The organism is Paenibacillus sp. J22P165 (genome assembly GCF_059692015.1).
In genome coordinates, this window is sequence record NZ_JCAUAP010000004.1 from 85,424 (window position 1) to 107,770 (window position 22,347).

Sequence of the window (22,347 nt, forward strand, 5' to 3'; positions counted from 1 at the left end):
ATGCTTTTGCATACTATATCATGAACCTTAATGACAGACAAGTAACTATTTATTGTCAATATTGATGGTTACAAACATCGCGTTCACTTTGATTTTCCAATATTAACAAGATCAACTTTTGCTTTTACACTTATATTCAAGTTGGGGTAAATCATTTTCCAGTTCATATGGCTCCATTTTTCATAGGATGAATGATTACGTACCACTTTTCCTATCCCGATAGGATCTGTCTGATAGTTTTGTAATTTGGCTAACAGCTTTTGTGAACTGGTTAATATATATTTTTCAACCTGAGCTTCGAGTTCTCTTTGATATTTCTCTTGACTGATATCCATGCTACCTGTGTATTCAAGGACGCTTCCTTTTATATCTAATAGGATTTCGACCGACATATTTCCTGAGTTCATTTTCTTATCATTTTTAGAATGAACACTATTTAATAAAAGCTGATAATTATCTCCGATCTCTTCCGCATTTATCATTAATCTGCCTTTTTTGATGTCACCCAATAGTAAATTAAGGATCTGTGTTTCACTTAATGATAGGTGAGTAACATATTGATCTTTTTTAAAAATACCCAATCCTTTTAATTCAAGATTGTCGCCTTCAGATGAAAATAAAGGTAGTACAGGATCAATACCATCGTCATAATAATCTCTTAAAAAACGATATTGATTTGTCGTTAAAGCTTTATTTAGTTTGCCGGCTTTATCCAAGAACGTGTAAAGAAACTCCGCATTATCTTCGACAGAGCGTAATTTTTTTTTTAGCAATTTTCCTGCATTTCCCTCTACGATAGCAAATTTAACGCGCGTACCGATTTCAGGATCCCTTGTAAATGACTTCACAACTTGAATAAGACCTTTTTTCAAAAGTTCCTCACCAAAGAGAATCGTACCCTGTCCACCAACTAGCTTTAAATTAGTTAAATTTTGAATTTTAAGGAAAGTATCATGAACGGATTTACCATTAGCAGTAAGAGTCATTGTATCGACCTTTCCTTCTTTAGTAACAGTGGGGAAAAGGACTGTTGTTGTAATGGGATTGTCATCACTTTCCGACAAATCGTAAGCACCAGCTTCTAATATGGCTAAGTCTTCAATAATATTCTTTTCTGCACAACCAGTTAATAACAAACAGCATATTCCGATCAATACAAGTCTTTTATTTTGCATGATCTGTCTCCCTAGGCATCCTTTTTTTTAGAATTTGAATAGACAAGTTGCCTAATACGAATAGAGGCAATGCCCAAGCAATTCCGATTGAACAATTACTCAATAAGGTCAACCATTTTTTAACATCCAACATAGAATCAGGAAGCAAAGCAAGTATAAATCCCGTTGTTACTATGATCATTATCCAAACCGTAGGTTTTACACTTTTCATCATATTCCCAAAAAATTGCTGAGCCCCCCAATAATAGATGACAGCTGTCGAAAGTACCTTGAAGGAAAAAACACAAAAACAAAGATTTTCCGCGCGTGAAAGGAAAGAAACTTCTGTATATTCAAACAATGTCATAACGGGGTATAGATCATTTAATATTTGATTGAAGCTAAAAAAACCAAAGCACATAACGGTGACAATTAAATTGGTGAGTGTTGAGAGAAAATTGCCAATAAAGAGTGTTTTTGTCCATTTATTTTCTATGATAGGAAAAAACAGCATGGATACTTCAATCCCTAAAAAAGCGGAGTAAACTTGAAGGGTCCCCTTGAAAAAGTCTGTTCCACCTTTAAAAATGAAGGGTGTGAAACGTGCAAACTCAAATTCTGGTGTAAGATAAAAGAGCAAAAAGATCATTGGAATCACGAAGAAGAATAAAACCACAATGGCTTTAGCAATATGGTGAAATCCACCTCTTAATAGTTGAAAACTAAGTAGTGTAAAGAATATAACAAAAAATATGGCAGGTAATGTTGGATAAAACATTAATTTCATGATGAAGATATATTCCCTCATAATCATGCTGGCCATCCCAATCCAAACACAAATAATAAACAAATAGAAGGGGACCATGACCCATTTGGGTACTGTTGCCTCAATGATTTCAAAAATGGATCTTCCTTTACCCAGCTTATAACTTATCGCAATCATCCCAATATTTATATTCACAAGTATGAAAATGAAAAAGAGACTTAACCAGCCATTTGTGCCAAAATACTGGGCAGTTAATCGAGGAATAGTATACAAGACAAGGCTATTTTGGATGCTATAGATGAGTATAGACAGTTGTAGGGGATGGAGCCGTGCTTTCATATTCTCACCATTAATTCCTCTCATTTTCACCATCATTTTGCATCAAAGAATGTGCGGGTTGCCGCTTTTTTCCTCTCGCCATACGGTCCATCAACTTTTGAAAGAAGGCAGGGGAATCAAGCTTAATATAAGGTGCGGATACATTTTTTAACCCGGTTAAGTGGATAACTACGATTCCTAACGCGAAAAAAATCCCGATATTGCCCAGGGCACCTGCCATTACAATAAATAGAAACCTAACGATTCTAACGGAAGAACTCATAATATAACTTGGTACTATGAACGAGGCTATGGCCGATACAGAAACAACAATGATTAAGATATTACTGGTAACTCCCGCTTCAACAGCTGCTTGACCGATGACAATACCGCCTACTACGCCAATTGTTTGACCGATTTTTGTAGGCAGTCTCGCACCCGCCTCTCTTAAAAGCTCAATGACGATTTCCAAAAACATAGCTTCAACGAAAGGAGGAAAAGGGACTCTACTCCTAGATTGCATAAGGCTTTGTAGAAGGGATTGTGGAATCATTTCGTAATGGAACGTACAGATAGAGACATAAAAAGCTGTGAGTACTAAGGTAATAAATAATGCAAAGTATCGTAGAATTCTAACCGCTGTTCCTATAGACCAACGTTGATTGTAGTCATCTGGTGAATCGAAAAATTCAAAGAAACTGGAAGGCGTACAAAAAATGTTTGGGCTATCATCGACAAGGCCAATGACCTTTCCAGCATATAGTTTTGTCACCGCAATATCTGGCCTTTCCGTGGTATAAAATTGAGGGAATGGCGAGCTTTTATGATCATCTAACATTTGAATCAAAACATTGGAGTCAGTAATGGAATCAACTTTAATCGATTGAATCTTTTCTTTTAGAAGATTCACAACATCCATTTTCGCAAGACCCTCAATATAGAGAATTAGAACTTTTGTTCTTGAAATTTCCCCGACAGTTAAGGTAATCATTTTTAAGCGAGAACTTCTGACTCTTCTTCTTATTAACGATACATTCGTTTTTAATGTCTCATTAAAAGCGTCATGTGGCCCACTGATGACAGTTTCTGTTTCAGATTGTGAAAGGGCACGTTCCTCGAATCCAGACACATTTATTAAATAGGTATTCTCCTCAGTGAACATTGTCACATTGCCGTCTAGTATGCCTTGTACAACTTCCTCTTGTTTAGTTACAGGTTTAAAAAGTGATTGTTGTACCGACTGTTCGAACTCACTGAATGACAGTTCTCGTAAAGGTGAAAGGATTTCCCACTCTAATGTGTTGGAGTCTACTAATGAATTTAAATATATAATGTGAATCGTATTGTGATGGAATGAACGGTGAACAAGGTCGAAACTATCCTCTAATTTTGCGAGTGTCCCTTCAATATTAACTTCTTTCCTTGTTTTCTCATTAGACGGTTTTATAATAGTTTTCAACTTCATTACCTTCCTTTAATACCAACATGTCTATAATATGGATTAAAAATCCTAAGAATATGTATGTGGACACCTTTCCAAAGAAGGATAAAAAAAGGTGAAGAACGATTGCACAAAAAAACAGAGATCAGCTTGCTGCTCCCTGTTTTCGCTCAATGACTGAGGTTATGAAAATTATTTTCTAACAGATTCCATAGCTGCTCGGTAACGGTCTGCGGAGACAGCGGCATCTTGTTTTTGATCCACCATTCCACGACGCCAATGTATGCGGATAACATAAATTGAATGGTAACCTCTTTGCTGCCTTCTTCGTAATTCCCACTTACTTTCAATCGCTTGATAATTGCATTTTTGACCAGCAGAATGAACTGCTCCTGAAAACAAGCCGTACCTTTGTTGGTTAGGACTGTGAAATAAAATGAAAAATGTGCTTCGAAATAAAGGAACATCGGAAGAAGGGAATGATCAAGATCCAATTTCTCCTCTGAAGGCTTAGAGAGAAAGCAAAATTCCAACATATTGCCCAAATGATCTTTTATTGCTTTCTCGAGCAAATCATATTTATCCGAATAATGAAGATAGACGGTGCCTCTATGAATATTGGCTCTATGAGAGATATCGTTGATCGTAATCGTATCGAAGTCTTTCTCGGACATCAATTCAATCAGAGCTTGATGAATTGCTTCCCTGGTCTTGACTGTTCTTCTGTCTACTTTAGACATGGCGTCATGAATTCCCCTCAGCTTAAAATTCTGAACAGATTTGAACGATGCGTCAATTACTAGACACATTTTACTTTTTTGAAGATTGAGATATCGCGTGGACTCTATATAATTTAAATCAATACACGTGAGTTAATCAACACTTGTCGTTAATTAAGTTGAACTATTCACATGTACTGCTAGATATAAAAATGACAGAAAAGAGGCGGAGAGATTATGAAAATCGAGGTCTGGTCGGATGTCATGTGTCCGTTGTGCTATGTCGGTAAAACGAATTTAGATACAGCCCTGGAACAATTCGCTCAAAAGGATCAAGTAGAAGTCATCTACAGACCATTCCAACTATTCCCCGATGCTCCAAGCCATACCGGCAAGAATTATTATGAATGGACAGCAGAGGTTCATGGTGGCGGAATGACTCCTGACTATGTAAAAGAAGGAAATAAAGCGGTGGTTCAGATGGGCACAAATATCGGCATCACTTATAATCTTGACACATTGATTCCTTCCAATACGACAGATGCTCTTCGCGTGGGAGTTTTTGCGCAGGAACAGGGAAAAGCAGCGGAGTGGATGGCTACGGTATATAAAGCCTACTTTACCGATGCTTTGGATATCGGCGATCATTCTACACTTGCCAAGCTTGCTGGCGAGAGCGGTCTTGACAGCAGTGAAGTTCTTACCATGCTGTCCAGTGAACGGTACATGGATACGGTCAAAAAGGAGCGACAGAATGGGTTCAAGAGGGGAATTACTGGAACGCCATTTTATATCTTCAAAGATAAGTATGCCGTATCCGGGGTAAGAAGCAGCGATGCATTCCTCGACGTAATTGAACAAGTGTGGAGAGAGGAACATCCTCTACAGATAATTGACAAGGGGGCAAATAGCGATTCAGAGGGCGGTATTTGCGGGGAAGACGGTATGTGCAAGATTTAATTGATCTAGTTGAACTTCAATCGACGCGGCGTCTGAGTCATATTTCAAAACTGTTTGACTGGTGTTGTGACACTTGATACGATGATCTAATACCCTTTTTCAGGGTTATTATAGGGGGGTTATCCATGCCTTTACAAATGTTTGAAGATTTTATTAATCACACTAGAGAGAAACTTCGACTGGATCACCGGTTGCTTGGACTGCTTGCTGGGGGTTCCATGATTACAAGTACAATGGATGAGTACAGCGACTTGGATCTAATTGTGGTATACGATGTTAAATACCAAGAAGAGATCATGAATCAACGTCTTCAAATGGCAGAGAAGCTAGGAAACTTGTTATCTGGCTTTACAGGCGATCATGTGGGAGAACCGCGGCTACTGATTTGCTTATATGGACCACCGCCACTACACGTGGATTTAAAGTTTGTTACGGTTCAGGAGCTTGAACAAAGGGTTGAGAATCCGATCATCCTTTGGGAAAAAGGTGAGGAAATCAGCGCATTGATTCAACGCACCTCACCAATCTATCCATCTCCCAGCTCCCAATGGATCGAAGATCGATTTTGGGTATGGGTGCACTATGGAGCGACTAAACTGGGCAGGGGAGAATTGTTCGAGTTAATCGATCACCTTTCCTATATGCGAAACGCGGTACTTGGACCATTGTTGCTTATCAAGAACGGTGAACTTCCAACAGGAGTAAGAAGACTCGAAAAACATGTGAGTGAAGGAATAGCAGAATTAAAGGAAACGATTCCAAACCATAGTATAGAGAGTTGTTATCACGCTTTACAAATGACCATTCGACTCTACCGACAACTTCGTCAGCAATCAGGTGATTTCGAATATAAAAGAGAAGCAGAGCAAGTTTCAGTTGCTTACCTAGAAACTGTTTATGCCTCTTTAGACAATAAGATATAATAGGAGTAGTGTACGGGAGATCGAAGTGGGAGAGGGGAGAATAGCCTTGAACAAGATAAACGTTGGGAAAATTCGGGGCACGGTTCCAGGACATCGTTTTATGTTGTTTGTGGTTCTGAGCTTGGTCACGTTCTTGATGTTTATCGGGAGCGGCTGCACGAAGTTACAGCAAGAGGGTGGCGGTGGCGGCACTGAGGTGGATGAGCTGATCTGGTATTATCCGCAGAATAAGGCGAATACCGACTTGCATCTAGTGAATGCCGAAGTCAATAGGCTAATCGCGGATAAAATTCATGCGAGTGTCAAGCTGCAGCCCGTCGATTTTGCGAACTATGAGCAGAAATTGAATACGCTCGTGGCGGCAAGCGATCCGATGGATATTGTCTGGACCTCGAATTGGCTGTTCTCGTGGGACGCCAATGCCAGAAAGGGTGTGTTCCAACCGCTAGACGAGCTGCTTGAGCGCTACGGACAGAAGCTTCGAGCATCGATGTCTCCGCGATTTTGGAACGACGGTAAGCTGGATGGCAAGCAGCTTGCCGTGCCGAACTACCAAATTTCCGCTATGCGCCCGAGCTTGGTCATTCAGAAACGGTTCGTCGATAAATACAAGCTCGACCTAAGTGCGATCCGCAAAATCGACGATATCGAACCTTTCTTAAAGCGGCTGAAGGAAGGGGAGCCGGGCATCGTTCCCTTCGGCACGACAAGAGGCTTCTTTATGAACCATATTTACGGCATTGACTGGCGCGTTTCCGTATATCAAGGTGATGCTAACCACCGAGTACTTCCTGATGTCACGGCGGAAATGAGACAGAACTTTGCTTTGGTTCACTCCTGGTACGACAAAGGATACATTAATCAAGACGCCGCTACACTGAAGAACGCTGCGGACGTCTACAATAAGGGCAATACGGCTATTTGGTTCGATTTTACGGGGAAACCGGGCTCCGAAGCGGAGTTTAAGGCAGGCGACGGTGGCTTTGACGTCGTGCTTGTTCCGCTGGCGAAGCCTTCGTTCTCCGGTGCTGTTAGCTCGATGAACGCGATCAGCCGGACGTCGAAGCATCCAGACAAGGCGATGCAGCTGCTCGAGTTGGTGAATACCGATAAGCAGTTGTACAATACGCTCGTCTATGGGATTGAAGGAAAGCACTATACGCGAGGTGACGAAAACTACGTCAAGCTGAATGTGGATTCCGGATATTTTACGAACACGGATTGGGTATTCGGCAACATCCGCAATGAATATTTGCCAGAGGGAGCGCCAGCGGACAAGATCGAACAGACCGTTCGCATCAACGAAGAGGCGGAGGTATCCCCTTACTACGACTTTGTGTTCCGAACCGATGACTTGAAGGCAGAACTCGCCAATGTGAAAGCGGTGAACGACGAGTATTATGCAGCGCTGGCCACCGGAACGGTCGATCCCGCGAAGTATTTGCCGATCTACGAAGAGAAGCTGAATAGAGCTGGCAGCGAAATGATAAGATCCGAGAAGCAAAGGCAACTGGATGAATGGCTGAAGGCGAAGGGGAAGAAATAATCGCAAGCGTTGTAGGTAAAGGCTGAGAACGACGGTGCTAATCACACCGTGCGGTTCTCGGCCTTTTTGGCGTATTCTATAGCCCACTCGGACTTCAGTGAGTAAAATACAGATCGTTTACACGTAGTGGCGACAAAAGTACAGTTTTTGCACTGTTTTATAGGTGATATTTCAGCTAAATTGATCTCAGGCAGCAAGCCAAGCAAATCGTTACAGGCAAGGAGGAAGGCATCCTATGAAGCGCAAGAAGGTATTCCGGTTTTTCGGCAGGAACATCGAACTGTTTACGCTCTCGCTTCCCGCAGTCATCTATATTTTTATCATGGCGTACATTCCGATGTTTGGCGTCGTCATCGCATTTAAAAATTATAAGTATGACAAGGGTATTCTGGGAAGTGAATGGATCGGTTTCAAAAACTTCGAGTTTCTGTTTAAAAGCGAAACGGCATTACGAATCACTCGCAACACGGTCGTGTATAACTTGGGCTATATGGTGCTAACGACGATCGCAGCACTCACCGTAGCTATTCTTCTCAATGAAATTGCAAAAAAGTGGCTTAAAATTTATCAGACATCGTTGATATTGCCCTTTTTTCTCTCATGGGTCGTCATGAGCTACATTACTCAGGCGTTTCTCGATCACGATAATGGATTTATTAACAGCTGGCTGGCATCGGCTGGCATGGAAAAAATTTCGTGGTACTTCGAAGCTCAATATTGGCCCTACATTCTAAACATTGTGCATTTGTGGAAAGCGATCGGCTTCTCGGCAATGGTGTACTACGCCGGCATTCTCGGAATTGATGGAGAACTGTATGAAGCCGCCCGGATTGACGGTGCGAAGCGGATGCAGATGGTGACGAATATCACGATCCCGCAGCTGACGCCGCTTATTATTATTCTGCTTATCCTCAGTATCGGGAATATGTTCCGAGGCGACTTCGGCTTACATTTCTTCATCCCGAACAACAACGGAATGACGTATTCGACAACGGATATTATCGATACGTACATCTATCGGGCGCTCAGTGAAATTGCGGACGTTAGTATGGCATCGGCCGTAGGTTTGTACCAGTCGTTCGTCGGTTTTGTTCTCGTAGTCAGCGCCAATTTAATCGTTAGACGAATTAATGAGGACAATTCTCTGTTCTAAGGAGGGAACATTTCGTGGTAGTCCAACAATCCAAAGCGGTATGGAGCCAACTCGTCATACATACCATATTCATTTTGCTCACGATCGCAATGCTGGTTCCATTTGCCCTCGTTATCGTCATCTCGTTTTCTGATGAGCAGTCGATTCTGCATAATGGCTTCCGCCTTATTCCGGATCAGTTCAGCGTTGCGGCGTACCATTACTTTCTGAAAACGCCAGAAACGATCCTACGGGCCTACGGTGTAACGATTATGGTCGCTATTATTGGCACTTGCATCAGTCTAATTCTAACCTCTACGTTGGGCTACGTGCTGTCCAGGAGGGATTATGGTCTGCAGAGAGTAACGGCATTCTATGTGTTCTTCACAATGCTGTTCAACGGTGGTCTTGTGCCGTTCTACATTATGATTACCCAGATACTGCATTTAAAAAATTCAATATGGGCACTCATCGTGCCTGGATTACTCAGTCCATTTTACGTACTAATTATGAAGGGTTTCATGGCGAAAATCCCGACCGAGATTGTGGAGTCGGCGAAAGTGGAGGGAGCGCGTGAGTGGCGGATTTACACAGCACTGATCCTTCCGCTCTCGAAGCCGGCACTCGCTACATTGGGATTGTTTATCCTTTTTAACTATTGGAATGAATGGTTCAACGCACTTCTGTTTATCAACAACGAGAAACTGGTTCCACTTCAGTTGCTGCTCGTGAGGACCATGAACACACTTGACTTCATCACATCGCGTCCCGAGTTCGCCTCAGCGTTGGTTACGCTCAATGTTGGTATGGGAGATTTTCCGAAGACGTCTGCTAAATTTGCTGTAGCCGTTCTATCGGCTGGTCCGATGCTGCTGGTATTCCCGTTCTTTCAACGGTTTTTCGTTAAGGGACTTACTATCGGTGCTATTAAAGGTTAAGTGGCAAGCCTCGGGTGGGGAAAAGCTTGAAAGGAGGGGAACCGAGGAAATTAGGATTCGGCTTTTCACATCCGCTTTCATAAATATGCTTGATAATCATTTTAAGGGAGGTTTCTTCATTGAAAAAGACCATAAAATCACAGTTTCAGTGGATGTCCACAATCGCAGTTAGCTCCGCACTTGCCATTGCTGTTACCGGCTGTGGAAGTAGTACAGACAACACTAGCACGCCTTCTCCATCCAGCAGTGCGGCTCCTGCCGTATCAGCAACACCTGCGACAAAGAAGCTTGACCCTGTCGAATTGACTTGGTATTACCCTCAGAACAAAGCAAATCCAGATCTACAACTCGTGAATGATGCTGTTAATAAGATTACACAAGAGAAAATTAACGCAACAATCAAGTTGATGCCGGTTGACTTCGGTACGTATGAGCAGAAGTTGAACACGATTGTTGCTGCTAACGAAGTAACGGATATTATCTGGACGTCGAACTGGCTGTTTAAATTCGACCTGAATCAGAAGAAAGGTGTATTCCAACCTCTCGACGATTTGTTAAAGAATCAAGGACAGAAACTTTACAAATCATTGGAAGAGAAATTCTGGAATGATGCGAAGCTAGACGGCAAAATCTATGCGATACCCAACTATCAAATCTCCGCAACTCGAGCAGGACTAGTCATGCAGAAGCGTTTTGTGGATAAATACAAACTGGACGTAGGCACAATTAAGAAGTTGGAAGACCTCGAGCTGTACCTGAAGCAGATCAAGGATAACGAGCCTGGGATCATACCATTCGGAACCCAGCGCGGACCCTATCAAGGTTCTCTCTACAACATTGATGTGAAGGGGCCCGTTTACAAAAACGATACGACATTCAAAGTCCTACCAGATGTGACAACTGAAATGAGAGCCAACTTCAAACTGATGAACTCCTGGTACACGAAAGGTTACATCAATAAAGATGCTGCAACAATAAAAGCTGCAGCAGACGCTTACAACAAAGGCACAACTGCAGTATGGTTCGACCATACCGGCAAGCCAGGCTCTGAGGTTGAGTTCAAAGCAGCGAACGCTGGTAATGATGTCGTGCTCGTACCACTGGCTAAAGCAGTGTTTAGCGGTGCTGCAAGTACGCTGAATGCGATCTCCCGAACTTCCAAGAATCCAGAGAGAGCGATGATGTTCCTTGAACTGGTGAACACCGATAAGCAATTGTATAACACACTCGTTTACGGTATTGAAGGTAAGCATTATACGAAAACGACAGGCAATTTCATCAAAATTAATCAAGAAGCAGGCTACTTCACGAACACGGATTGGATTTTCGGTAGTATCATCAATGAGTATTTACCAGAAGGCTCACCAGCCGACAAACTGGAGCAAACAGCAAAAGTTAACGCTGAAGGTGAAGTTTCCCCGCTTACTGGATTTGTCTTCAATTCGGAACCAGTCAAGACAGAAACCGCGAACGTCAAGGCTGTAAACGATGAGTATTATGTGGGTCTCGGAAGTGGAACACTCGATCCAGAGAAGTACTTGCCGATCTATGAAGAGAAACTGAAGAAAGCAGGCGCTGATGCGATCGTAGCTGAGCGTCAGAAGCAACTTGATGCGTGGCTAGTGGCGAACGGCAAAAAGAAGTAAGCTTGACGAACGAACGCATGGATAACCTGGGCTATCTCCCTAAAACAGCAATGTTTTTCCGGAATAGCCCGGGTTTTATGGGCTTTGCTCAATCATTTGCAACAAGAGAAAGAGGAGGACTTGAAGTGAAGATTGCCTTACTGCAACGAAAAGACATGAGGGAGCGAGTATTTGGTCCCGAACATTTGGCACAGCTCCGCGAAATAGGTGAAGTGATACTTAATGAGGAAAACGTAAACCCGACGGAGGAGCAAGCACGTGCACTCATTGCCGATGCGGATGTTGCCATCACGTCATGGGGCTGCTGTGCATTGACGGAACGGGTGCTGGAGAACGCACCGAATTTGAAGCTCGTTCTGCATGCCGCTGGTACTGTTAAGCCGATCGTGACGGACGCTCTTTGGCATCGCGGAGTTCGCGTATCCAACGCGACGGAAGCGCTTGGCCAAGGGGTAGCGGAGACGGCGCTTGGCTTTACCATCGTGTCGCTCAAGGACATGTGGCGGCTTAGCCGGGAAACGGCTGCTGGCGGCTGGGGCGATGGCTCACGCGTGCGCGAAGTGTACGGTCTTACTGTCGGAGTTGTCGGAGCAGGACGTGCAGGCTCTCACTACATTAAATTACTTCGTCAGTTCGATGTTAGGATCGCGCTCTACGATCCATTTGTCAGCGAGGAGCGAGCTAGGGAGATGGGCGCTCAGAAATTAGAACTGGAGGACCTGTTGCGCCAGAGCGACGTCATTTCCATTCATTTGCCATCTCTGCCAGAGACGAATCACATGTTTAATGCCGAACGGCTTGCTTTGATGAAAGACGACTGTGTGCTCATCAATACAGCTCGCGGTTCGGTTATCGACGAGGAGGCTCTCGTAGCCGAATTGAGCAAGGGAAGATTGTTCGCATGTCTCGACGTTACGGATCCGGAGCCTCCACAAGTGGACCATCCGTTTCGACATCTGCCGAACGTGATACTAACTCCGCATATCGCAGGCGCCGTTAATAACGGCATGGGCCGCATCGCGAAATCCGTAGTGAACGATTTGCAAGCGTATCTCGAAGATCGCCCTCTGAGCGGCGAAGTTCGGGCGGATCAGATGCATTTGCTGGCTTGAGGTCGAGCATTTGCGCTGCTTTTGCGAGCTGGCTCCCCTGCACCAAAATAGATGGAAAATGTACAGGTAATTGTGGTCATTCTGGTGAAATAGAACAAGTAACTGGATTTTATACAGCTAATTTTAGGCGAGTTGCCCATTTTCGTGAAAAGGGTGGAATTTAACTGGATCTTTTCCAGTTATTAATCTCATTCTCGCGATTTGAACGAAAATAGCTGTATGCTTTCCAGTTAATCTATCAGCACAACAAGGAAGCAGGATGCTGAGTAGGACTCAGCTCTGCCGTTCAGCTAATATAATCGGGAAATGGTATCAATTTGAGGAAAATCCGACGTTACACGGGTTTTGCAAAAGTAGATACCAGAAATCCCGTTATATCTGATATACAGTTGCAGTTTTTTTCAGTTTATCAATAGAAAGGAGAGTAGCAACAAGGGTTAATACATCGCATGAATCGATAAATAAGGAGGCTAACTGATGAAGGTAAAATCTACTATTCGCTTAGGTCTTGCCGCAATGATGAGTTTTGCAGTGGTGATGGGTGCGTTACCGGTCCAGCCCGTTTCAGCAGCTGGTATTACCTACTATGTATCACAGGCCTCAGGCAGCAGCGATACGGCGAATGATGGGAAATCCTTATCCGCTGCGTTCAGGACCATTCAACGCTGCGCGAATGCTTTGACGCCAGGTGATACGTGCGAAGTGTCATCCGGTATTTATCGCGAGACCATTACGCCTCCGACCAGCGGAACGAGCAATTCGACGCGAATTACGATTATGGCGGCAAGCGGAGCGAACGTCGTAGTCAGCGGTACCGATCCGATTACGAGCGCATGGACATCAGCAGGAATTACTGGTGTGCCGGTTTACAAGACTCCTTATACTAGAAGCTCTTTGCTTGATGAGACGGAAGAGCAGTTTTTTGTCGTTCCGAAAGACGCAAATGGAAACTTGGCTGCTGATCCTACCCTTCTCTGGGAAGCTCGCTGGCCAAACATTACAGCTTACAACTTGAACGCGCTAAAAGACAAGATGGCCTACATGGAGTCTGCCTCGAATATGACGACCTATTATACAGTCACAGATAGCACTTTGCCTAATATCAATTGGGTTGGCGCGTCGATCTGGGAGCGGGGAGGGGACGCTTACACCGGGCAAACTTCGACCATTACCGGCTTCAACAATACGACCAAAACACTTACGATGAATCCGGTCACAAACGACCAATCGTATTACTCGCCACGGCAAGGGAGTACGTATTTCCTCTCCGGCGTATTGGGAGCGCTCGATGTGGCAAGTGAGTGGCATACGGATGCGACGGATCTCTATTTGTGGGCTCCTTCGGGTGGTGTTCCTACTAATGTTGAAGCCAAGACGCGCCAAACCGCATTCAATCTGAAAGGTAAATCCTATATCACCATCTCCGGCATTCGAACGATGGCGGCGAACATCCTAATGGGTACAGTTGGCAGCACACCGTCCACCTACAATGTGCTCGACAAGGTAAAAGCCGAGTATTTGTATTTCTCCGATTACAGCCACGGCACGTCGATCGAGAGTCAGCGCGAGCGGGGCATTAATATGGTTGGCGACTACAATGAGTTGAAAAACAGCACGATCGTCTATTCCACTGGAACGTTGGTGCAAATCGCGGGCAAAGGCAATCGGGTCGTGAACAACAGTATCCATGACGGTAGTTTCATGGCCACGCACGATTCGCTCATCCGTTTATCCAGCGGAACCGAGAACGTGATCGACCATAATGAGATCCGAGATTCCGGCAGAGGGCTGCTCTCCATTTACGCGGGCAGCGGAGTGATCAGCTACAACGATATGAATCGAGGCATGAGGCTCTCCCGTGATGGTGGCCTGATCTACGCTTGGGGCTCCGAGCTTGCGAACACTGAAATCCACCATAACTGGATTCACGATAGCAAGGGGGACGACACGAGTGTTGGCATCTATTTCGACAATTACACGGAGAACGTGATCATCCATCACAATGTCATCTATAACAACGATACCGGGATTCAGATGGGTGCGCCAGGCAATTTCAAGCTCGCTTACAACAACACGATCGTCAATAATGATAAAAGCATTGGGTTTCACGGTGCGGCTGGATATCCCGACGAGTTCTTCGGCACCCGCTTTTATAACAACATTATGACGGATAAGGCTTTTGCGATTGACACGGATCGCAAGCTGTTTCCTACAACCGTTGCCCAGGGCTACAACACCATCTCGTCCGTTGGACTGAACTTCGTCAACCCGGCAGGAGCGAACGGCAATGACTTCCGGCTGCAAACAGGCTCCACGGCGATTGACAGCGGGGCAGCGATCGATGGCATTACCAGTACGTATACATGGGGCGGGTCTGCTCCAGACGCCGGCGCCTATGAGTTCGGGGGAGGCTCGAACAGCTCCAACTGGATTCCGTCTTACAATCACTCCAATTATCCGTCTTCACCGGCTTGGCAGTTGATCGACACGCCGTACATGAATCGTATTAAGAATAGCGCCTTCGAGAAGGGTTTGGCCGATTGGTTAACTTGGTCTTCGGCGGGAACAGAAACTACGGTCGGTTCCGACACGCAATATGCCGTACCTGCGTCTCCAATGCCAACAAAGCCGAATTGGGTCAACCGGGGCAAGAATAACAAGCTTCGGCTTGGAGATGGCAGCAGCCCAGCAGGAGGATCGGCGGTAGGAGATGGAATTGAACAGTCCATCTCAGGTCTTAAGCCGAATACGGCCTATACGTTCTCTGCCTGGGTCTACAACATCCCGGTGGATCCGAATATAACGACACCTGTGTCAACGGAAACGATCCTTCTAGGAGCAGAGAATTACGATGCATCTGCACCAACCGTGCCTAAAGTGTCGGTGCCTTCGACCAGTGGGAAGTATGTGCGTCAGGAACTGAATTTTACAACAGGCTCGCTTACTGCTGAGAATGGAACACCGATCAAGCCGCGTGTGCAAATTTTCAAAAACAAGTCGTACGCTAACCATTATTCCTTCGCAGACGACGCTGGCTTGATTGAATCCGCACCGTTTAATTCAGGACTTAGCGACGGTACCAATCTGAAAGATGTAGCTTTCGTTGGTACGCCGGCAACGAGCACAACAACGGGAGCAACAGGAAGCTTGACCTTGAACGGCACGCTTCAAAACGGCAGTGCAGCTAGTTGGTCGGGAGCAACGATTACATTTGCTTCGAGCGATCCTAACGTCGTGAGTATCAACAGCTCTACCGGAGGAACGGTTAGCTACACGGCGGTGGGTCCAGGTCAAACGACCGTGACCGCTATTGCAAGGAAAGGGATTATCGCCAAGGCAACGAGTCAGATCGTCACCGTGTATCCGGTCGGCACACCTGCTGCGACGGACTTTACAGCTAAGGCGTACGGAACGAATGCTAGTGGGTTCACGACGTTCAACAGCTCCACGAATACGTACACACTCGTCGGCAAAGGGGATAACATTTGGGGCACTTCCGACGACTTCGTCTTCCTGAATAAGTCCGTGCTTAACTCCAATACGGCCGGCAACAAGATTACGCTGAAGGCGAACGTTGAATTCAGCTCGTACGACCCAGGTTCTATCGGTCTTATGTTCCGTGAGCAGGACACAGCGGGTTCCGAGCATGCGGAGTTCCGGATGGACGGAGCAGGCGATATCCTTCGACTTGTGTTCCGGAATACAGCATCTGGATCGACCGACCTGATTAACCATTACAAAACCGGTGTGAAGCTAATACCTGCCACAACAGGTGTGGTGCCTCGGGTAATGCCGATCATGCTGACCAAGGAAGGGAACATCGTGAAAGGCTATTATCTGGACGGCAACAATTACATTCTGTTCGGCCAAACGACGGTCAACTTCACGAACGGCGCCAACATTCTTGCGGGGATTGCACTGTACTCCAGTGCCGGGCGGCCTAATGCGAAGGCGATCATTACGGATCTGCAGCTTACAAAAAATTACTAAGTGGAGGTTCCGCTAAATAAAAGTACACCCTTCGGTCATCCGAAGGGTGTATATCTATAATGAAAAGGAAATCTGGGTTTTATGTTGAAATAAGAAAGGGTCAACTTCGCGCGGACTAGATTTCGAGGCGATTGGAACCAATAAAGAAAGTTAGAGAGAGAAGAGGGGATGGACCATTGAACAATTACTTGCGTAAGTACCGGGAACGGAAATATTTCATGCGTATCATTCTATCGATCAATCTGCTTATTATATCCGTTATGCTGGCCTCCTTACTGTCCGCTTTCCTGTATTCAAAAAAAATTAGTTTAGATTCGCAGCAAGAAGCCAATGAGAAGGTGCTTTCACAAATCAACTACAATATCACTTATATGAATGACACCGTGAAAAATTTCGCTATCTCTATGTTCTACGATACAGATATGGCCCATTTGTTATTTAGTGGCGAACAGGAAACCTTTGAAGACACCAACCGTGTAAACAAGTTGAACAAGACCATCGCTTATAACTCCTTTATTCACTCCATCGTTATCTACAACAGCAAGCGAAGCATGTACTTCATGAGCGGTGACGACGCGATCACGAGCTCAACGAGCAATCTCATGAATCAAATCGGTGAATTTCTAAGTGGCGGTAAGCCAATTTTCAAAATGCAAATGATGCCGCTACGCTACGTCCCGGACCTAAAGCATCCGGAGCGCTCGCAACAAGTATTCTCCCTGTTTATGTATGACTCGCTAGACGCATATACGAAGAAGGAGAGCGCTTTGATCATCAATGTCAAGCCAGAATGGCTGTTTGAAAAGCTGGAGCTGATGAACCGCCAATCCTCAAAGCGGGCTAACCGGATATTCGTTTTGGACCAGAATAAAGAAATGTATAGTCCAGATATTAAAGACAACCAAGATCTGGGGAACCTAAAGGACGAGGTGTATCGGCAAATCGCTTCTTCGGGCCGCCAGGTGTCCCAATTTACATATATGGTTAACGGCGAGAAGCAGATCGTCAATTACATCGTGAACCGTTCCGTCAATTGGGTGATCGTCGATGTTGAACCTTATATAGGCGTGATCGCTGCGGTCGATAAGCTGAAGGTCGTCTTCATCACGGTAGCTGCAATCTGTCTCGTTATCGCTGTTTTTGCTTCTTTGGTCATTTCAAACCGTCTATACTCGCCGATCAATGTGTTGCTTAAGCAGACCAAGCGGCTTCCTGGAGGCGAGCCGGATCGCACGAACGAGCAGGATGAGATCAGCTATATCTCACACATTTACAACCATCTGATCGAGAAGCTCATGACCGAGCAGACGAGGCACGACAGCAACGAAGCGATCGTGCACTCTTATTATCTGCGCAAGCTCGTAACTGACAGCCAAGCCTTCACATCTGAGGAATTGGCTGAGTGTATGCGGGGCGGATATGTGAACGTTGATTTGGAAAAGGAGACCATCGTAGGGGTCCTTAAATTCGATCGTTACGAAGAGCTGAAAGAAAAAATGCTCGGAGTGGATATAAAGCTGCTGAATTTTGCCGTGTCCAATATCATTCGAGAATTTGTAACGGAGGAGCTGCGAGGGGACGTCGTCGACATTCGTGGCGAGCATCTCGTGCTGGTCTTTGAGGCCGGTACGCGCCCAAAAGAAAGTTACACTGCAATCACGAAGTTGCTGCAGCAGGCGCAGCAAACCATCGGCGAGTACTATCACGTCACTTTCACGGCTGCGCTGGGCGATGTCGCATCCCATTATCGCGAGCTTACGGCCCGCTACGAGAAAGCATTGGATTACCATCTATATAAAATGAATTTTGGCTACAGCACCGTAATCACTCCGGAGATGGTGCAGAGCAATCTCGCGAATCTTGAGGCTCACATCCCGCTGGAGCTCGAGCGGAAATTCGCGGAGGCGATTAAAGCAGGACATCCGGAAAACGTCTTCCAGGAGCTGGAGCACCTGCGTCGGGTGATTGCCGGAATGAGCTCCGACGCCGTTGTACAATCCGTGATTCAACTCGGCATTCTGATCAAACAGACGGTTCGCGAAATCAACCAGAACAAGCTGTCGCCGCTGCTCATCGACCTTCGTTCCATTGATCGCCTCGTATTCGAGAAGGAAACACTGGACGAAATCTTTGCGGAATTCGGTGCCATCCTTAGCTCGATCTTCGAGGATCAGAAACGCGGGACGGAGACGAAGGATCATTTTATCATCGATACGATCAAAGATGTGATTCAAGCGAATTACTCCAATCCGAATTTGAGCCTGCAAGAAATCGCCGATATGCTGCGGATGTCATCTGCGTATGTTGGCCGCATTTTTAAGAAGCAGGAGACGATCTCAGTGGCGGATTACATTAACGAAATTCGGTTGCTGAAATCGGTCATGCTGCTCGAGAACAATAACCTGCCGGTGAACGAAATCTCCGAAAAGGTTGGTTTCAGCTCGCCGAGCTACTTCTTCAAGCTGTTCAAGAAGCGCTTCGGCACGACGCCGAAGGATTACCGCATCAAGAAATCGCTGTCGTTGTAGACAAATCGGTTCACATCTTCATCGTGCATAAAAGTTCAAATTGTTCATTGATTTGGTGAAAGAAAGTGCGAATCTTGCACTTTCTTTTGCTTTTTCTGGGGGTTACGCTGATCCTATGTCGAGAACAAAGGGGAATTTACATGCAAGATGTAGTTGAATTTGAGACACGGAGTCTCCATTCCTTAGTTAAAGTGTTTCCGGACGAGGAGCTTCGTGCGGAATCTTATACGCGTGGCTCTGTCTTACGCGGGGAGATGTTTGATTTCCAGGTCGCCTACCGGGCACCTGCTTTGACCAAGCCGATCCGGGTGAGCGTCACTTCCACCTTGCAGGCGGCCATTATTTTGCGGGAAGTCGGTTTGGCACCGTCGGAGCTCCCCTGCCAGCGTCGCCATGATGATAATGTGTTGCGAGTCACACCAGGCCTTTATCCCGATCCGTTGTATCCTATAGACGAAGAGCATGGTGTTGTGGGAATCCATTATCAATGGAGATCCGTCTGGGTAACCATTGAACTAAATGAAGAGACGCCATCGGAAGCTTATGTCGTGACTGTACAGTTTGCAACGACCACGGGGGAGAAGCTTGGTGAAGAGAGCTTTCACTTAGAGGTCATTCCAGCCGTGCTGCCTCCTCAGACGCTGATTCACACGGAGTGGTTTCATGCCGATTGCTTGGCGAATTACTACAAGGTTGATGTATTTAGCGATGCGCACTGGGGGCTCATCAATCAATACTTGCAAACTGCCGTGCGGCACGGCATGAACATGGTACTCACGCCGCACTTCACGCCACCGCTGGATACTCAGGTGGGCGGTGAGCGCCCAACGGTTCAGCTGGTGGATGTGCGGAAGGAGGCGGACGGCACGTACGCATTCGGCTTCAGCCGACTTGTTCGTTGGATCGAGCTGTGCGATCAGGTCGGGATCCGTTTTTTTGAATTCTCGCACCTGTTCACCCAATGGGGCGCAAAGCACGCTCCGAAGGTGATGGCGGAGGAGCGGGGAGAGCTGAGTCGCATTTTCGGCTGGGATACAGATGCGACTGGGGAAGCGTATAGGTCATTCCTGAATCAATATTTACCCGCACTTACAGCGTTACTTCGAGAGCGAGGACTTGAGAATCGCTGCTATTTTCATATATCAGATGAGCCTCTGCTAGAGCATATGCCCTGGTATCGCAGCGCGAGCGAGTTGATGCAGGCGCACTTAGGTAACTTCCCAATTATCGATGCGCTGACGAATTATGAGTACTATGAACAGGGGCTTGTGAAAGGTCCGATTCCAGCGAACGACCACATCGAACCGTTCCTTGAGCGACAAGTTCCCGGCCTGTGGACGTATTACTGTTGCGTGCAGTACCGGCAAGTATCCAATCGGTTTTTCAACATGCCGTCCGCCCGCAATCGAGTGATCGGCGTTCAACTGTACAAGTTCCAAATTGCCGGGTTCTTGCATTGGGGATATAACTTTTGGAATACGCAGTATTCGCTGCAAGCAATTGATCCTTATCGCGTGACAGACGCTGGCCGCAGCTTCCCATCCGGCGATGCCTTTTTGGTCTATCCAGGGGAAGAAGGGCCGATAGAGTCGATCCGTATGGAAGTTTTCTATGAGGGCTTGCAGGACCTTAGGGCGCTGCAGCTGCTGGAAAGCATGGTCGGGCGCGAGCGGGTGCTGGCGTTGATTGAAGAGGGACTTACAGAACCTTTGAGCTTTAGCCGTTATCCGACAGATGCAGAATGGCTGCTCGGGCTTCGGGAAAGGGTCAATCGAGCGATAAGTGTTGCATCGGAGTCAACCAGAAGGGGAGATAGCGATGAAAGCTGAGAATAAACCGATAGAGGTTATCATTGTTGGTGCAGGCAGCCGCAGTATGAATTACGCGAGCTATGCACTGAAGCATCCGGAGCAAATGCGGGTGGTTGGGGTAGTGGACCCGAATCCGCTTCGGCGCGCGCATACGGCAGAACGTTATGGGTTGGCGGAGGACATGGTGTTCGCTGATGTGGAGGCGCTTGTAGCAAGGCCGAAGCTGGCGGATGCGGCGATTAACGGGACATTGGACGCGCAGCACGTAGCGACGAGTTTGCCGCTGCTGCAGAAAGGCTACGACCTGCTGCTGGAGAAGCCGATCGGGATTGCGGAGGATGAGGTGCTGGAACTGCATCGCGCAGCCCAAGCTTACGGCCGCAAGGTTATGATCTGCCATGTGCTTCGATATGCTCCCTTCTACGTGGAGCTGAAGAGGGAGCTGGAGGCTGGGACAATTGGGGACATCCTCCATATTCAGACCGAGGAAAATGTGGACTATCACCACATGGCCACGGCGTTCGTTCGCGGTAAATTCGCGAATAAGGAGCGAGGAGGCTCGTCTTTCCTCATGCAAAAATGCTGCCATGACCTTGACCTCGTCACTTGGTTTCAATCCAAGGTGCGGCCAGTCAAGGTGAGCAGCTTCGGCAGTCGTTCGTATTTTCGCGAGTCGCGGGCTCCTCAAGGCTCGGGCACCCGCTGCTTGACTGACTGCGCAATCGAAGAGAACTGTGTGTATTCGGCGAAGAAGCTCTACGTTGACCAGCCGCTGTGGCCGGTTTATGTGTGGCCACGTTACCTGGACGGCGTGCGGCTCAGTGACGAGGAGAAGCTAGAGAGCCTGCGCACGGACAACCCATTCGGCCGCTGCGTCTGGCGGTGCGATAACGATATCGTCGATCATCAGGCGGTGATGATGGAATTTGAGAACGGAAGTACTGCCGTTCACAATCTAGTAGGCGGGGCAGCGAAGGCCTGTCGCACCGTGCATATTACGGGAACGAAGGGGGAGATCTACGGAGAGCTCGAGGAAGGCTCCTTCGTGGTGCGTCACCCGCATCTGCGAGAAGGCGGTGTTTATAGCGAGCAACGCGTCGATATTCCGGTCAGCCGGGATATGCATGGCGGTGGTGATCACCGGCTTGTCGAAGATTTTGTGCGGGTTGTGCGAGGAGACACTTCCGCCCAATTTTCCACTTCTTTGGAGCATAGCATCATTGGTCACCTTGTCGGGTTTCGGGCCGATACTTCCATGGAATCGGGGCATTCTTTGGAAATGGATTGGAGCAGCTTGTTACCAAAGTGAGACTGGAAGAAAACAAACACCCTCGTTTCGAAATCCGATACGAGGGTGTTTCTT

Annotated in this window: 15 protein-coding genes; 11 read left to right on the plus strand and 4 right to left on the minus strand. The window is 46.4% G+C overall.

What is annotated here, in order from left to right; genetic code table 11:
* Positions 1–83 precede the first annotated feature (83 nt).
* The 4 genes from AC58QM_RS10840 to AC58QM_RS10855 all read right to left on the minus strand — a co-directional run bounded on the left by AC58QM_RS10840 (position 84) and on the right by AC58QM_RS10855 (position 4,419).
* Positions 84–1,175, minus strand: coding sequence for a Ger(x)C family spore germination protein (locus AC58QM_RS10840; protein WP_497283781.1), 1,092 nt, complete (start codon positions 1,173–1,175; stop codon positions 84–86).
* Positions 1,165–2,283: a GerAB/ArcD/ProY family transporter gene (locus AC58QM_RS10845; protein WP_497283783.1), complete on the minus strand. Its 1,119-nt coding sequence runs from the start codon at positions 2,281–2,283 to the stop codon at positions 1,165–1,167. The genes AC58QM_RS10840 and AC58QM_RS10845 overlap by 11 nt, the downstream gene beginning before the upstream one ends.
* Positions 2,270–3,697 carry a spore germination protein gene (locus AC58QM_RS10850; RefSeq protein ID WP_497283785.1) on the minus strand — a complete coding sequence of 476 codons (1,428 nt, stop codon included), beginning with the start codon at positions 3,695–3,697 and terminating at the stop codon, positions 2,270–2,272. The genes AC58QM_RS10845 and AC58QM_RS10850 overlap by 14 nt, the downstream gene beginning before the upstream one ends.
* A gap of 152 nt (positions 3,698–3,849) precedes the next feature.
* Positions 3,850–4,419, minus strand: a complete 570-nt coding sequence (locus AC58QM_RS10855) for a TetR/AcrR family transcriptional regulator (RefSeq protein WP_497283787.1) — start codon at positions 4,417–4,419, stop codon at positions 3,850–3,852.
* 216 nt (positions 4,420–4,635) lie between these two features.
* Between AC58QM_RS10855 and AC58QM_RS10860 the strand changes: the two genes are divergently transcribed.
* The 11 genes from AC58QM_RS10860 (at position 4,636) to AC58QM_RS10910 (ending at position 22,293) form a co-directional block, all read left to right on the plus strand.
* Entirely contained in the window at positions 4,636–5,358 is a 723-nt protein-coding gene (locus AC58QM_RS10860; protein WP_497283788.1) for a DsbA family oxidoreductase, read from the plus strand.
* Positions 5,359–5,483: 125 nt separating this feature from the next.
* Positions 5,484–6,281 carry an oxalate:formate antiporter gene (locus tag AC58QM_RS10865; RefSeq protein WP_497283790.1) on the plus strand — a complete coding sequence of 266 codons (798 nt, stop codon included), beginning with the start codon at positions 5,484–5,486 and terminating at the stop codon, positions 6,279–6,281.
* Between the two features lie 46 nt (positions 6,282–6,327).
* A complete protein-coding gene (locus AC58QM_RS10870) occupies positions 6,328–7,827 on the plus strand; it encodes an ABC transporter substrate-binding protein (protein ID WP_497283792.1) in 1,500 nt (499 codons plus the stop codon).
* 235 nt (positions 7,828–8,062) lie between these two features.
* A complete protein-coding gene (locus AC58QM_RS10875; RefSeq protein WP_497283793.1) occupies positions 8,063–8,980 on the plus strand; it encodes an ABC transporter permease in 918 nt (305 codons plus the stop codon).
* Between the two features lie 14 nt (positions 8,981–8,994).
* Positions 8,995–9,897: a carbohydrate ABC transporter permease gene (locus AC58QM_RS10880; protein ID WP_497283795.1), complete on the plus strand. Its 903-nt coding sequence runs from the start codon at positions 8,995–8,997 to the stop codon at positions 9,895–9,897.
* A gap of 119 nt (positions 9,898–10,016) precedes the next feature.
* Positions 10,017–11,543, plus strand: coding sequence for an ABC transporter substrate-binding protein (locus AC58QM_RS10885; protein ID WP_497283797.1), 1,527 nt, complete (start codon positions 10,017–10,019; stop codon positions 11,541–11,543).
* Between the two features lie 125 nt (positions 11,544–11,668).
* Positions 11,669–12,655 carry a hydroxyacid dehydrogenase gene (locus AC58QM_RS10890; RefSeq protein ID WP_497283798.1) on the plus strand — a complete coding sequence of 329 codons (987 nt, stop codon included), beginning with the start codon at positions 11,669–11,671 and terminating at the stop codon, positions 12,653–12,655.
* A 477-nt stretch (positions 12,656–13,132) separates the two neighbouring features.
* Positions 13,133–16,645, plus strand: coding sequence for a right-handed parallel beta-helix repeat-containing protein (locus AC58QM_RS10895; protein WP_497283800.1), 3,513 nt, complete (start codon positions 13,133–13,135; stop codon positions 16,643–16,645).
* A gap of 176 nt (positions 16,646–16,821) precedes the next feature.
* On the plus strand, positions 16,822–19,173 hold the full coding sequence (locus AC58QM_RS10900) for a helix-turn-helix domain-containing protein (RefSeq protein ID WP_497283802.1): 2,352 nt from the start codon (positions 16,822–16,824) through the stop codon (positions 19,171–19,173).
* A 140-nt stretch (positions 19,174–19,313) separates the two neighbouring features.
* Positions 19,314–21,002, plus strand: coding sequence for a DUF4091 domain-containing protein (locus AC58QM_RS10905; RefSeq protein WP_497283804.1), 1,689 nt, complete (start codon positions 19,314–19,316; stop codon positions 21,000–21,002).
* Complete coding sequence (locus AC58QM_RS10910; RefSeq protein WP_497283805.1) at positions 20,992–22,293, plus strand: Gfo/Idh/MocA family protein; 1,302 nt, start codon at positions 20,992–20,994, stop codon at positions 22,291–22,293. Before AC58QM_RS10905 ends, AC58QM_RS10910 begins: the two co-directional genes overlap by 11 nt.
* The last annotated feature ends 54 nt before the right edge of the window (positions 22,294–22,347 follow it).

Excerpts from the sequence above, each read along its gene's own strand:
- AC58QM_RS10840 (WP_497283781.1), bottom strand. The coding sequence starts at position 1,175 with ATGCAAAATAAAAGACTTGTATTGATCGGAATATGCTGTTTGTTATTA.
- AC58QM_RS10845 (WP_497283783.1), bottom strand. The coding sequence starts at position 2,283 with ATGAGAGGAATTAATGGTGAGAATATGAAAGCACGGCTCCATCCCCTA.
- AC58QM_RS10855 (WP_497283787.1), bottom strand. The coding sequence starts at position 4,419 with ATGTCTAAAGTAGACAGAAGAACAGTCAAGACCAGGGAAGCAATTCAT.
- AC58QM_RS10860 (WP_497283788.1), top strand. The coding sequence starts at position 4,636 with ATGAAAATCGAGGTCTGGTCGGATGTCATGTGTCCGTTGTGCTATGTC.
- AC58QM_RS10865 (WP_497283790.1), top strand. The coding sequence starts at position 5,484 with ATGCCTTTACAAATGTTTGAAGATTTTATTAATCACACTAGAGAGAAA.
- AC58QM_RS10875 (WP_497283793.1), top strand. The coding sequence starts at position 8,063 with ATGAAGCGCAAGAAGGTATTCCGGTTTTTCGGCAGGAACATCGAACTG.
- AC58QM_RS10895 (WP_497283800.1), top strand. The coding sequence starts at position 13,133 with ATGAAGGTAAAATCTACTATTCGCTTAGGTCTTGCCGCAATGATGAGT.
- AC58QM_RS10905 (WP_497283804.1), top strand. The coding sequence starts at position 19,314 with ATGCAAGATGTAGTTGAATTTGAGACACGGAGTCTCCATTCCTTAGTT.
- AC58QM_RS10910 (WP_497283805.1), top strand. The coding sequence starts at position 20,992 with ATGAAAGCTGAGAATAAACCGATAGAGGTTATCATTGTTGGTGCAGGC.